A 14,482-nucleotide genomic window follows, 5' to 3' on the forward strand; every position below is an offset into this window, starting at 1 on the left:
TGATCGCGAAAATGGCCGGCACCGCCAATGCCTTTGCCGCTACGCAGAAAAGCCAGCCGTTCATGATTCTCGGCGCGCTGGTGGCGGTGTATCTGGTGCTGGGTGTGCTGTACGAAAGCTACATTCATCCGCTGACCATCCTGTCCACGTTGCCGTCGGCCGGGGTCGGCGCGTTGCTGTCGATCTATGTGCTGGGCGGCGAGTTCAGCCTGATTTCCTTGCTGGGGCTGTTTCTGTTGATCGGTGTGGTGAAGAAGAACGCCATTCTGATGATCGACCTGGCGTTGCAGCTGGAGCGTCAGCAGGGCATGGCACCGCTGGAGTCGATTCGCAACGCCTGCCTGCAACGTTTGCGACCTATCCTGATGACCACCCTGGCGGCGATCCTCGGTGCCTTGCCGTTGTTGCTGAGCCGCGCCGAAGGGGCGGAAATGCGCCAGCCGCTGGGCCTGACCATCATTGGCGGGCTGATTTTCAGCCAGGTGCTGACGCTTTACACCACCCCGGTGGTTTACCTCTATCTCGACAAACTGCGCCATCGCTTCAATAAATGGCGTGGGGTGCGTACCGATGCTGCTCTGGAAACTCCGCTATGACTGAACGTTCGCTTTTCAACCTGGCTGCACCGCTGATCGCGGCTCGAGGCTCGCGCCTGTTGAGCCTGTCACTGTGTGTGGCGATGCTCAGTGCCTGCGCCGTCGGCCCGGATTACCAGCGCCCGCAAACCGCTGAGCCGGCGCAGTACAAGGCCGCAGAGGGCTGGCGCCAGGCCAATCCCAGCGATGCCCTGGCGCGCGGCGCGTGGTGGGAGTTGTATGGCGACCGGCAGCTCAATGACCTGATCGAAAAGCTCAACAGTTCCAACCAGACCGTCGCCCAGTCCGAAGCGCAGTATCGTCAGGCCCAGGCCTTGGTACGCAGCGCTCGCGGGGCGTTTTTCCCGACGGTCGACCTGAACGTCAGCAAGAACCGTTCAAGCCAGGGCACCGGCAGCAGCAGCTCCAGCCTGAGCAGTTCGTCCAGCGGTATTCGCAACACCTACTCCGCCCAGGCGGGTGTCAGTTGGGAGGCGGATGTATGGGGCAAACTGCGCCGCGGCCTTGAAGCCGATACCGCGAATGCCCAGGCCAGCTTTGCCGATCTGGCGGCGATGCGCCTGAGCCAGCAGTCGGAACTGGTGCAGAATTACCTGCAATTGCGCGTGATCGATGGTCAGAAGCGCCTGCTCCAGGACACAGTCGAGGCTTATCAGCGCTCGCTGAAGATGACCGAGAACCAGTACCGGGCAGGCGTATCCGGCAAGGACGCCGTGGCCCAGGCCCAGACTCAGCTCAAGAGCACCGAAGCCGATATGGTCGACCTGATCTGGCAGCGCGCCCAGTTCGAGAACGCCATCGCCGTGCTGATCGGCTTACCGCCGGCGGAGTTCAGCCTGGCGGAAAGCCAGGATATTCCGCCGTTGCCGCAAGTACCGCCGGCGCTGCCTTCGCAGTTGCTGGAGCGTCGCCCGGACATCGCTTCCGCCGAGCGCTCGGTGATGGCCGCCAACGCCAACATCGGTGTGGCCAAGGCCGCCTACTTCCCTGACCTGACATTGAACATGAACGGCGGTTACAGCAGCAGCACCTATGCCAACTGGATCAGCCTGCCGAACCGCTTCTGGTCGGTCGGGCCGCAATTGGCCATGACCCTGTTCGACGGCGGGCAGCGCTCGGCAGAGGTCGACCGTAGTGAGGCGGCCTATGACGAAACAGTGGCCAAGTACCGCCAGACCGTGCTGGATGGATTTCGCGAGGTGGAAAACTTCCTGGTGCAGCTCAAGGTGCTTGAAGACGAAGCTGTTGTGCGCCAGCAGGCACTGGACGCCGCCCGTGAATCGTTGCGCCTGACCCAGAACCAGTACAAGGCCGGTTTGATCGCGTACATCGATGTGGTGGTGACCCAGGCGGCGGCGCTGAGCAATGAGCGCAGCAACCTGGACCTGTTGCAAAGCCGCCTGATTGCCAGCGTGCAATTGATCGCTGCGTTGGGGGGTGGCTGGGATGGGCAGCTTCAGGTGAGCGATAGCCAATAGCGTCGTCGTCGAACGCTGTAATCCCCGTAGGAGCTGGCTTGCCAGCGAAGAGGTCATCAGGTCCAACATTGTTGTCGCCTGACACACCGCCTTCGCTGGCAAGCCAGCTCCTACGGGTTTTGCGCTCGACGAGAGTTAATGTTTAACCTTAAAACAAGCGTTTCATCGGTCTGATGGCCTTTTGCCTATTTTGTGAGTGCGTTCTCAATCGGAATCAGTACAATCGCCGCATTTGCCCCCAGCGAGAATCAATACCATTAGAGGGGGCATTCGCGAGAAGTCCCCATGCTCATCGGTAGCTATTCCCCCACCCTGGTCATCATTTCCCTCTGCGTAGCGATTCTCGCGTCCTATACCGCACTCGACCTGACCGGACGCATTGCCACCGCCAAAGGCCTCGCCGTGCATTTGTGGACCGCGGGCGGGGCCATTGCCATGGGCATCGGCATCTGGTCGATGCACTTTATCGGCATGCTCGCGTTCAAGTTGCCGATCGACCTGGGGTACGACGGCGCGATCACCCTGTTGTCGCTGCTGATCGGAGTGCTCTCCAGCGGTTTTGCGCTGTGGCTGGTCAGTCAACCGCAATTGCCGGCCTGGCAACTGGCCTTTGGCGCGTTGGTCATGGGCGCCGGCATCAGCGCGATGCACTACACCGGCATGGCCGCCATGCGCATGCAACCGGGCATCGACTACGATCCGACGCTGTTCGGCGCCTCGCTTCTGATCGCGGTCGGTGCATCGGGCGCGGCATTGTGGATTGCTTTCCATTTGCGCCAGCACACACCTTATGTCCGTTTGATCCGTGGCGGGGCCGCCGTGATCATGGGCATCGCCATCGTCGGCATGCACTACACCGGGATGGCCGCCGCACGCTTTGCCGATGGCAGTTTTTGCGGGGCGGCGGTCAATGGCCTGACCGGCAAGGGCCTGGACAATCTGGTGCTGGTCACCACGCTGGCAGTGCTGAGCATTGCCTTGTTGACCTCGATCCTCGATGCACGCCTGGAAGCCCGCACCGCAAGCCTGGCCCAGTCGCTGACCGAGGCCAACCGTGAACTGACCCAACTGGCCCTGCACGACACCCTGACCGGGTTGCCGAACCGGATGCTGCTCGCCGATCGTATCGATCAGGCGATGTCGCGGGTCCGGGAAGAGGGTGGCTGCTTTGCCCTGATGTTCATCGATCTGGATGGCTTCAAACCGGTCAACGATGCCTTTGGTCACCACATGGGTGATCTGTTGTTGCGCGAAGTGGCCCAGCGCCTGCGCGAAGACTTGCGCAGCCAGGACACCCTGGCGCGGATCGGCGGCGATGAGTTCGTGTTGCTGGTGCAATTGAGCGAGCAGATTGACGCCTTGAACCTCGCGGCCCGTCAGGTCGGGTTGATCGGGCGCGCGTTTCGGGTTGCCGAACATGATTTGCACATTTCAGCCAGCGTCGGCATTGCGCTCTACCCGGGTAATGGGCAGTCCGCCGAGGAATTGCTGATGAACGCCGACGCGGCGATGTATCACGCCAAGGGCGCGGGTAAAAACGGCTACAGCTTTTTCGATGCCTCGATGAACAGCAATGCCCGCAAACAGCTGCAATTGCTGCAGGACTTGCGCAGTGCGGTGGAGCTTCAGGAATTCAGCCTGCATTACCAGCCCAAGTTCGACGCTGCCAATGGCCGGCCGGTAGGCGCCGAAGCCTTGTTGCGCTGGGAGCACCCGACGCACGGAATGCTGTTGCCGGACAAATTCATCGAGCTGGCGGAAAAAACCGGGCTGATCATTCCGATCGGCGAGTGGGTACTCAACGAAGCGTGCCGGCAGATGCGCGAGTGGTACGTGCTGGGCTACACCGATTGGCGCATCGCGGTGAACCTTTCAGCCATTCAGTTTTGCCATAGTGGGCTGGTCCAGAGCGTCGCCAAGGCCCTGGCGACTCATCATTTGCCGGCCAACAGCCTGACCCTGGAAATCACTGAAACCACCGCCATGAGCGATGCCGATGCGAGCATGACAGTGCTTCAGGAGCTGTCGGAAATGGGCGTCGACCTGTCCATCGACGATTTTGGCACTGGCTATTCGAGTTTGATGTACCTCAAGCGCCTGCCGGCCAACGAGCTGAAGATCGACCGCGGTTTTGTCCGGGACCTGGAGCACGACAGCGATGACGCCGCCATCGTTTCAGCCATCGTGGCCCTCGGCCAGGCGCTGGGGTTGCGCATCGTCGCCGAAGGCGTGGAGACGGGTGTACAGCAGGACTTCCTGACGCAACTCGGTTGCGATTCGTTGCAGGGTTACCTGCTGGGGCATCCGCTGCCGGCTGCGGGTTTCATGGTGGAAATCCATCGCGGGGAGCAATTGGTCGAGCCGTTGAAAGCCAGTGCCGGGCGCGAAATGTCGATGACATGACAGCTGATGGGTAGCCATGCAAAAACCGCCAATGACGGTTATTCTTGCCCCGACCGCTTAAGCTTTGAATTGGGGGAAAGCTCGAATGGACAAAGTCATCGTCATCACCGGCGGCAGCCGCGGCATTGGTGCCGCCACCGCCCTGTTGGCCGCCGCGCAGGGCTATCGGATCTGCATCAACTACCAGGCCGATGAACAGGCTGCACTCTGCGTGCTGGAGCAAGTCCGCGCCCTCGGTGCGCAAGCCATTGCTGTACGGGCCGACGTCAGCATCGAGGACGAAGTCATCGCGTTGTTCAATCGGGTAGACAGTGAACTGGGCCGGGTCACTGCGCTGGTGAACAACGCCGGCACCGTCGGGCAAAAGTCCCGGGTCGACGAGATGTCCGAGTTCCGCATTCTCAAAATCATGAAAACCAACGTCCTGGCGCCGATCCTCTGTGCCAAGCACGCGATCCTGCGCATGTCACCCAGACATGGCGGGCAGGGCGGCAGCATTGTCAACGTGTCCTCGGTGGCCGCGCGTTTGGGCTCGCCCAACGAGTACGTCGACTACGCCGCCTCCAAAGGCGCTCTGGACACCTTCACCATCGGCCTGTCCAAGGAAGTGGCAGGCGAGGGTATTCGCGTCAATGCCGTGCGCCCCGGCTACATCCATACCGATTTCCATGCCTTGAGCGGTGATCCGGATCGGGTCAGCAAACTGGAATCGGCGATTCCGATGGCGCGGGGCGGGCGGCCGGATGAAGTGGCGGAGGCGATTGTCTGGTTGCTGTCGGACAAGGCGTCTTATGCGACGGGGACTTTCGTCGATCTTGGTGGTGGGCGTTGATCTGAGGTTTGCGTTGTCAGTGCTGGCCTCTTCGCGGGCAAGCCCGCTCCCACAGGGATCTCTGTAGTACGCAGATTTTGTGTTCACCGGAGATCCCTTGTGGGAGCGGGCTTGCCCGCGAAGGCGATGGTTGAGGCAACCCCTGACGATTAGAACGACCGCACAATCCGCCCCAACGTCTCCATCGCCTTCTCCGAATCCTCGGTCCACGGGCTCCCATAATTCAACCGAATACAATTCCTGAACCGCTGCGTCGGCGAAAAGATCGGCCCCGGTGCAATGCTGATGCCTTGCGCCAGTGCCATCTGAAACAACTTCAGCGAATCCATCTGTTCCGGCAGTTCCAGCCATAAAAAGTACCCGCCCGCTGGCTGGCTCACCCGCGTCTGCGCCGGGAAATACCGGGCGATGGCGGCGAGCATGGCGCTTTGCTGGTCTTCCAGCGCGTGGCGCAGTTTGCGCAGATGCCGGTCGTAGCCACCGTGTTGCAGATAATCGGCGATAGCTGCCTGGGCCGGCATCGACGCGCACAGCGAAGTCATGAGTTTCAGTCGTTCGATTTTCTGCGCATAACGTCCGGCGGCGACCCAGCCGATGCGGTAACCGGGGGCCAGGCTCTTGGCGAACGAGCCGCAGTGCATCACCAGGCCTTCGGTATCAAACGCCTTGGCCGGTTTCGGTGCTTGCTGGCCGTAATACAGCTCGGCGTAAACATCGTCTTCGATCAGCGGCACTTGATGGCGGCGCAGCAGCTCCACAAGCTGCTGTTTCTTTGCCTCGGGCAGGGTCGCGCCCATGGGGTTCTGGAAGCTGGTCATGCACCAGCAGGCCTTGATCGGATAGCGCTCAAGGGTTTGTTCTAGCACGCCGAGGTCGATGCCATCGCGCGGGTGTACGGGGATTTCCACGGCTTTGAGTTTCAGCCGTTCAAGCACTTGCAGGCAGGCGTAGAACGCCGGGGCTTCAATGGCCACCAGATCGCCGGGCTCCGTCACCGCTTGCAGGCACAGGTTGAGGGCTTCCAGTGCACCGTTGGTGATCAGCAGTTCTTCCATGGGCAGCATCAGCCCGCCGACCATGTAGCGCAGGGCGATTTGCCGACGCAGTTGCGGGTTGCCGGGCGACATGTCGGTGACGACCATACGCGGGTCCATTTCGCGGCTGGCGCTGGCCAGGGAGCGGGACAAGCGCTGCAGGGGAAACAGCGTCGGGCTGGGGAATGCCGAGCCGAAGGGCACGGTGTTGGGGTCCTTGATCGAATCGAGTACCGAGAACACCAGTTCGCTGACGTCGACTTCGGTGGACTCGTTGACCTGATTGCTGATCTCCGGTTCGGAAAACGGCCGTGGCGCATGGGCGTTGACGAAGTAACCGGAGCGCGGACGGGCGCGGATCAGTCCACGTCGTTCCAGCAGGTAGTAGGCCTGGAACACCGTCGACGGGCTGACACCGTAGGTCTGGCTGGCGTAGCGTACCGACGGCACACGCTGGCCCGGGCCGAGGACGCCGGTGCGGATCAGTTCTGCGATGTCGTCGGCGAATTTTTCGTAGCGTTTCATCGAGTGCCCGAAAGGTTGTCATTCAAGAAAATCGAGGTGACTTCATCGCGGGCAAGTCGCACCGCCGCTCCCACATGTGCGATGCAATACCTGTGGGAGCGGGCTTGCCCGCGATGGCAGCACCGCAGTGTAATGGCTCAGCGATTCATCGGCGCAACAAACCGGCTCTTCGCCACGCTGTAGACGCCAGGCTCATCGCTGTCGACCACCTTGAAACCGAGGCTCTGCGAACTGCTGGCCGGACGCTCCGTGAGCATCACCACCGACACCGGCACATCGACGATCTCGCCCGGTGCCAGGCTCAACCCGGTCTTGCCCTGCAACTCGAATCCATCGGCATCGACCAGGCGCAATTGATAGTCCTGACGCTGCTGGGTCTTGTTGATCACCTTCAGACTGTAGATGTTTTCGATCTGCCCCTGGCTGTTCTCGCGGAACAGGCCCCGGTCCTTGCTGACGTCGAGCGAGACCATCGGCCGTTCCATCAGCGCCACCACCAACGCGGCGATCATCACCAGCAGTACGGCGGTGTAGCCGATCAGGCGCGGGCGCAGCAGGTGTGTCTTGCCGCCCTGCAACTGGTGCTCGGAGGTATAGCTGATCAATCCGCGGGCGTAGCCCATCTTGTCCATGATCGAATCGCAGGCGTCGATGCAGGCGGCGCAACCGATGCACTCCATCTGCAAACCATCGCGTATGTCGATGCCGGTCGGGCAGACCTGTACGCAGAGCTGGCAATCGATGCAATCGCCCAAGCCGACTTCGGCGGGCTTGACCTCGCGTTTGCGCGGGCCACGGTTTTCGCCTCGGGCCACGTCGTAGGAAATGGTCAGGGTGTCCTTGTCGAACATCACGCTCTGGAACCGCGCGTAGGGACACATGTGCATGCACACCGCTTCACGCAGCCAGCCGGCATTGATGTACGTGGCGCCGGTAAAGAACAGCACCCAGAACAGGCTGACACCGCTCATTTGAAAGGTCAGCAGCTCTTCGGTCAACGGCCGGATCGGCGTGAAGTAGCCGACGAAGGTCAGGCCGGTCAGCAGGCTGATGGCCAGCCACAAGGTGTGCTTGGCCGCGCGACGCATCAGTTTGTTCAGGCCCCATGGCGCTGCTTGCAACTTGATCCGCTGGTTGCGTTCGCCTTCGGTGATCTTCTCGCACCACATGAAGATCCAGGTCCACGAACTTTGCGGGCAGGTGTAGCCGCACCAGACCCGCCCCGCGAAGACGGTGATCGCAAACAGACCGAACGCGGCAATGATCAACAGCGCCGACAGCAGGATGAAATCCTGTGGCCAGAAGGTCGCACCGAAGATATGGAATTTGCTTTCGGAAAGATCCCAGAGCACCGCCTGGCGACCGCCCCAGTTCAACCACACGGTGCCGAAGAACAGCAAAAACAGAAAGCCCGCGCCGCTGATGCGCAGGTTGCGGAACAGTCCGGTGAAGCTGCGGGTGTGGATCAGGTTGTCGCTGGTTCTGGCCTTCATCTTTGGACGCGAAGGCTCGAATGTTTCTACGGTTCGGACGGGGATTCTCTCGCTCATGGTCTTTCGCTCATCAGCCTCCATCAGGCATGAGCACTATGAGTGGAGATCTGTTTGCATAACAGACTCAGGTATTGCATTAAAAAGCGGATCAGATGGCGATGACTGCACGGCCTGCGACAACTTGAAGCACCCGTCGCACAAAGGCGCAAACGCCTATGCAAAACAGCTGAGGTAGGTGTTGATCAACGTCAGTCAAATCACCGAATCACCGTCGATGGCTTTCAAGTGCCGGCGTCACGGCCGGACTGGGCAGGGAGGCGACGGCGGTGTTCAGTAGTTGTTGGCCTTGGGGCAGCCGGGAATGCATTGTTCAAACCTCCAGTGGCACATGGCGTGAGTCGTGCTTAAGTAGGTGGACTGGTTGGTTGACCGCTGCGCGATGGGTTTGATTGCGAAAATTGCGGATGAACTTTCACGGTGGCTGTCGCTCGGAACCTAAGTGAGTGAATCCCGAGGCGGATGGCCCGCCGGGATGGCGAACTGACACAAGCGCGTCCATGGGGCGTAAGGAGAGAGGCTCGATGACGGCTGAAAAACCGACTGAGTTGAGCTACAACCCGCACATGCCGCTGTCGCAGGCGTTGTTGCTGCCGCGTATCGTCATGGAAAACATCATGCCGACCCTTGAAGGCGGGCAGTTCGCCGTCAAGGCTGTGGTGGGGCAGGATGTGGTGGTGACGGCCAAGGTCTTCGCCGACGGGCATGACAAGCTGGCGGTTCGTGTGCGCTGGCGGGCTGAAGACGAGGACGTCTGGCAAAGCGCGGTCATGAACGACCTGGGCAACAATGGTTGGCAAGGGCGGTTCCGTGTCGACAGCCAGGGCCGTTATCTGTTCTGTATCGAAGCCTGGATCGATCAGTTCGCCAGTTTTCGCTATGAGCTGGAAAAGAAGCATGCGGCTGCCGTTCCGGTAAGCCTGGAACTTCAGGAAGGGCGGATTCATGTGCTACAAGCCGCCGAACGCAGCGAAGGGCAGCTCAGCGAGCAACTGGCGGCCTTGCACCATGAACTGTCAGGACTGCTCGAAACCGAGCAGGTCGCACTGTTTTTGCACCAGCGTAGTGCCGACCTCATGGCCCGCGTCGAACACCGTGCGTACTTGAGCCTGAGCCCGGAGTACCCGGTGGATGTGGAGCGCGAACTGGCGCAGTTCGCCAGTTGGTATGAGTTGTTCCCGCGTTCGATCACCGACGATCCTGCGCGCCATGGCACTTTCAATGACGTGCATTCACGGCTGGCGATGATCCAGGACATGGGCTTCGATGTGCTGTATTTCCCACCGATCCATCCAATCGGGCGCAGCTACCGCAAAGGCCCGAACAATGCCCTGACGGCGGGCCCCGATGATCCGGGCAGCCCCTATGCGATCGGCAGCGAGGAGGGCGGGCACGAGGCGATTCACTCGCAGTTGGGTAGCCGCGACGACTTCCGGCGACTGGTGGCGGCCGCCGCGGCCCATGGCCTGGAAATCGCCCTCGATTTCGCCATCCAGTGTTCCCAGGACCATCCGTGGCTCAAGCAACACCCTGGCTGGTTCAACTGGCGGCCCGACGGCACGATCAAATACGCGGAGAACCCGCCGAAGAAGTACCAGGACATCGTCAACGTCGACTTCTATACCCCGGAGGCGATTCCGAGCCTGTGGTTGGAGTTGCGCGATATCGTGGTGGGCTGGGTCGAGGAGGGCGTGAAGATCTTCCGTGTCGATAACCCGCACACCAAGCCCTTGCCGTTCTGGCAGTGGTTGATCGCCGATGTACGGGCGTTGTACCCCGAGGTGATCTTCCTCGCCGAAGCCTTTACCACCCCGGCAATGATGGCGCGTCTGGGCAAGGTCGGTTACTCCCAGAGCTACACCTATTTCACCTGGCGCAACACCAAGGCCGAACTGGCGAGCTACTTCAGCGAACTCAACGAGTCGCCCTGGCGCGAGTGCTACCGGCCGAATTTTTTCGTCAATACACCGGACATCAACCCGGCGTTCCTGCATGAATCCGGGCGCCCCGGGTTCCTCATTCGCGCGGTGCTGGCGACCATGGGCTCGGGCCTGTGGGGCATGTATTCGGGGTTCGAACTGTGCGAGTCGGCGCCGGTGCCGGGCAAGGAGGAGTACCTCGACTCCGAGAAGTACGAAATCCGCCCCAGGGACTTCAACACACCGGGCAACATCATTGCCGAGATCGCCCAGCTCAACCGCATTCGCCGACAGAACCCGGCGTTGCACACGCATCTGGGCCTGAAGGTCTACAACGCCTGGAACGACAACATCCTGTATTTCGGTAAACGTAGCACCGACGGCAGCAACTTTATTCTGGTGGCGGTCAGTCTCGATCCGCACAACGTGCAGGAGGCGAACTTCGAGTTGCCGTTATGGGAATTGGGCCTGCCCGACCATGCCAGCACCCAGGGCGAAGACTTGATGAATGGTCATCGCTGGACCTGGCACGGCAAAAACCAGTTCATGCGGATCGACCCGGCGTTCCAGCCGTTCGGGATCTGGCGCATTACCGCCTCATAAATACATCACAGACATCTGTGGCGAGAGGGCAACGTAGACCTGTAGGAGCCGGCTTGCTGGCGATGGCTGCACATCAATCTACATGGATGACGCCTGACACACCGCGATCGCCGGCAAGCCGGCTCCTGCAGGAGGCAGGCGTCCCATCCAAAGTTTCCCGGCTCTGTGGTGGTTACTTTGAATTGACCAGGAGTTTCAAATGGCGAAGAAACCCAAGGCAGCCACGTTCATCAAGGATCCGCTCTGGTACAAGGACGCGGTGATCTATCAAGTTCACGTCAAATCGTATTTCGACTCCAACAACGACGGGATCGGCGACTTTCCCGGCCTCATCGCCAAGCTCGACTACATCGCCGACCTGGGCGTCAACACCATCTGGCTGTTGCCGTTCTATCCCTCGCCACGGCGTGACGACGGTTATGACATCGCCGAGTACCGCGGCGTGCACAGTGACTACGGCACCATGGCCGATGCCAGGCGCTTTATTGCCGAGGCGCACAAACGCGGCCTGCGGGTGATCACCGAGCTGGTCATCAACCACACGTCCGACCAGCACCCGTGGTTCCAGCGCGCACGCAAGGCCAAGCCCGGTTCAGCAGCGCGGGACTTCTACGTGTGGTCCGATGACGATCAGAAATACGACGGCACCCGCATCATTTTTCTCGACACCGAAAAGTCCAACTGGACCTGGGACCCGGTCGCCGGCCAATACTTCTGGCACCGCTTCTACTCCCACCAGCCAGACCTGAATTTCGATAACCCGCAAGTCATGAAAGCGGTGCTGTCGGTGATGCGTTACTGGCTCGACATGGGCATCGACGGTTTGCGTCTGGACGCGATTCCCTACCTGATCGAACGCGACGGCACCAACAACGAGAACCTGCCGGAAACCCATGACGTCCTGAAAAGGATCCGCGCGGAAATCGACGCCAACTACCCCGACCGCATGCTGCTGGCCGAGGCCAATCAGTGGCCGGAAGACACCCGGCTGTACTTCGGCCAAACCGATAAAAAAGGCCTGAATGGCGACGAATGCCACATGGCTTTTCACTTCCCGCTGATGCCGCGCATGTACATGGCGCTGGCCCAGGAAGATCGCTTCCCGATCACCGATATTCTGCGCCAGACCCCGGATATTCCCGCCAACTGCCAATGGGCGATCTTCCTGCGCAATCACGATGAGCTGACCCTGGAAATGGTCACCGACAAGGAACGCGACTACCTTTGGAACTACTATGCCGCCGACCGTCGCGCGCGGATCAATCTGGGGATTCGTCGCCGACTGGCGCCATTGGTGGAACGTGACCGCCGTCGGGTCGAGCTGCTCAACAGCCTGCTGCTGTCCATGCCCGGCACGCCGACCCTGTATTACGGCGACGAAATCGGCATGGGCGACAACATCTACCTCGGCGACCGCGACGGTGTGCGTACGCCGATGCAATGGTCCATCGACCGCAACGGCGGTTTCTCCCGCGCCGACCCGGCCAGCCTGGTGCTGCCGCCGATCATGGACCCGCAATATGGCTACCTGTCGGTCAACGTCGAAACCCAGGCCGGCGACCCGCATTCGCTGCTCAACTGGACCCGGCGCCTGCTGGCCGTGCGCAAGCAATCCAAGGCTTTCGGGCGCGGTACGTTGAAGATGCTTTCGCCCAGCAACCGGCGGATCCTGGCTTACACCCGTGAATACACCGGGGTGGACGGCAAGCACGAAATCATTCTGTGCGTGGCCAACGTGTCGCGCAGTGCCCAGGCCGCCGAGCTGGATTTGTCGGCCTACGTCGGCATGGTGCCGGTGGAAATGCTCGGGGGTAACGCGTTCCCGCCCATCGGCCAGCTGAATTTCCTCCTGACATTGGCGCCTTACGGCTTTTACTGGTTCGGTCTGGCCGCGGAAAACCAGATGCCAAGCTGGCACGTTGAGCCCGCACAAAGCCTGCCGGACTTCACTACGCTGGTGCTGCAAAAACGCATGGAAGAGCTGCTCGAAGCGCCGTCAAGGACCACGCTGGAGCAAAGCATCCTGCCGAACTGGCTGCAGAACCGCCGCTGGTTTGCCGGCAAGGACGCTGCCATCGAACAGGTTGATCTGGCCTATGGCGTGCGGTTCGGCGATCCGCAGCATCCGGTGCTGTTCAGTGAGATCAATGTCACCAGCGCTGGCCAGAGCAGCCGCTACCAGTTGCCGTTCGGCTTTATCCCGGAAGACCAGGTCGGTACGCCGTTGCCGCAGCAATTGGCGTTGTCGCGGGTACGGCGAGGGCGCCAGGTCGGTCTGATCACCGATGCCTTCAGCCTGGAAACTTTTGTGCATGCCGTGTTGCAGGGCATTCAGGCCGGCACTGTGTTGGCGTCCAGCGATGGCGACATCCGCTTCGAGTCCACCGCGGAGCTTGAAAAACTCGGCCTCAATTCCGAGTCGCCGGTACGTTATCTGTCCGCCGAACAGTCCAACAGTTCGGTGGTGATCGGCAATAGCCTGGTGCTGAAGTTGATCCGCAAGGTCGCCTCCGGGGTGCATCCTGAACTGGAAATGAGCGCGTACCTGACGCAAGCCGGGTTCGGCAATATTTCGCCATTGCTGGGGGCGGTGGTGCGTCGGGATACGGCGGGTGAAGACAACCTGCTGATGATTGCCCAAGGCTATCTGAGTAATCAGGGGGACGCCTGGGAGTGGACCCAGAACAACCTCGAGCGGGCGCTTCGCGATGAGCTGGCCAACGCGGTGTCCGAGCAGGAGCAACATTACAACGCGCTCGGCGAACTGAAAGATTTCGCCGCTATGCTCGGTCAGCGCCTGGGGGAAATGCATCAGGTACTGGCAGCGCCGGGTACCCACCCGGATTTCTTGCCGCAGGTCACCACGCAGAAGGAAGCGCTGGCCTCGGCCAAGGATGTCGCGGCGCAAATCGAGCATGCGCTGAACTTGCTCAAGCAACATGAAAGTCAACTGGATACGGCGGACCAGAACCTGGTCAGCCATTTGCTGGACAACAAAAAGGTCATTCTTGGTCATGTACAAGCGTTGGGCAAAAAGACCGCGGGTGGTTTGCGCATTCGCGTGCACGGCGACCTGCATCTGGGGCAGGTGCTGGTGATCAAGGGCGATGCCTATCTGATCGACTTTGAAGGTGAACCGGCACGGCCGTTGCAAGAACGACGGGGCAAGCACAGCCCGTACAAGGATGTCAGCGGCGTGCTGCGCTCCTTCGACTATGCGGCGGCGATGGCGATCAATGTACAGGGCGTCGACAACACGGCTGCAGCCGCTACTGCGCGTTTGCGGGTCACCGAGCGCTACTTGAGCGAGGCGCGGCAAGCATTTGTCGACGCTTATCGGTTGGCGGCAGCTAGTCTTGCCCATGCATGGCAAGATCCCGAAGGCGAGGACGCCGCGCTGGCGTTGTTCGGTCTGGAGAAGGCGGCGTATGAAGTGGCCTATGAGGCGGAAAATCGCCCCACCTGGCTGCCCGTGCCATTGCACGGTTTGTATGGATTATTGAGTGGGCTTAAACCCTTTTCCGATCTTGGTGGAGAGTAGT

General features: G+C 60.7%; 8 protein-coding genes. 6 read left to right on the top strand and 2 right to left on the bottom strand.

Going from position 1 to position 14,482, the window contains the following annotated elements; all coding sequences use genetic code 11:
• From PMI31_RS25580 to PMI31_RS25595, 4 genes are all read left to right on the top strand, one after another.
• Positions 1 to 596 (top strand): efflux RND transporter permease subunit (locus tag PMI31_RS25580; RefSeq protein WP_043302654.1); only part of this gene is annotated, 596 nt, incomplete at its 5' end.
• Positions 593 to 2,074, top strand: a complete 1,482-nt coding sequence (locus PMI31_RS25585) for an efflux transporter outer membrane subunit (RefSeq protein ID WP_008022333.1) — start codon at positions 593 to 595, stop codon at positions 2,072 to 2,074. The genes PMI31_RS25580 and PMI31_RS25585, both read left to right, overlap by 4 nt.
• A 285-nt stretch (positions 2,075 to 2,359) precedes the next feature.
• A complete protein-coding gene (locus PMI31_RS25590; RefSeq protein ID WP_008022334.1) occupies positions 2,360 to 4,477 on the top strand; it encodes a putative bifunctional diguanylate cyclase/phosphodiesterase in 2,118 nt (705 codons plus the stop codon).
• A gap of 85 nt (positions 4,478 to 4,562) precedes the next feature.
• Positions 4,563 to 5,309 (top strand): SDR family oxidoreductase, encoded by a 747-nt coding sequence (locus PMI31_RS25595; protein WP_008022335.1) that lies wholly within the window; start codon positions 4,563 to 4,565, stop codon positions 5,307 to 5,309.
• Between the two features lie 149 nt (positions 5,310 to 5,458).
• Here the strand turns inward: PMI31_RS25595 and mapR are convergent, their stop codons facing one another.
• A complete protein-coding gene (gene mapR, locus PMI31_RS25600) occupies positions 5,459 to 6,868 on the bottom strand; it encodes a GntR family transcriptional regulator MpaR (protein ID WP_008022337.1) in 1,410 nt (469 codons plus the stop codon).
• A gap of 137 nt (positions 6,869 to 7,005) precedes the next feature.
• A complete protein-coding gene (gene ccoG, locus PMI31_RS25605; RefSeq protein WP_008022339.1) occupies positions 7,006 to 8,418 on the bottom strand; it encodes a cytochrome c oxidase accessory protein CcoG in 1,413 nt (470 codons plus the stop codon).
• A 524-nt stretch (positions 8,419 to 8,942) separates the two neighbouring features.
• Between ccoG and PMI31_RS25610 the strand changes: the two genes are divergently transcribed.
• Together PMI31_RS25610 and treS are read left to right on the top strand one after the other, a co-directional pair.
• Positions 8,943 to 10,940, top strand: coding sequence for an alpha-1,4-glucan--maltose-1-phosphate maltosyltransferase (locus tag PMI31_RS25610; RefSeq protein WP_008022340.1), 1,998 nt, complete (start codon positions 8,943 to 8,945; stop codon positions 10,938 to 10,940).
• 199 nt (positions 10,941 to 11,139) lie between these two features.
• The gene (treS, locus tag PMI31_RS25615; protein WP_008022342.1) at positions 11,140 to 14,481 is read left to right on the top strand and encodes a maltose alpha-D-glucosyltransferase; all 3,342 of its coding nucleotides are present in this window, start codon (positions 11,140 to 11,142) and stop codon (positions 14,479 to 14,481) included.
• The last annotated feature ends 1 nt before the right edge of the window (position 14,482 follow it).

Origin of the sequence: Pseudomonas sp. GM55 (genome assembly GCF_000282395.1) — a bacterium.
Taxonomy (GTDB): Bacteria; Pseudomonadota; Gammaproteobacteria; order Pseudomonadales; family Pseudomonadaceae; genus Aquipseudomonas; species Aquipseudomonas fluorescens_CC.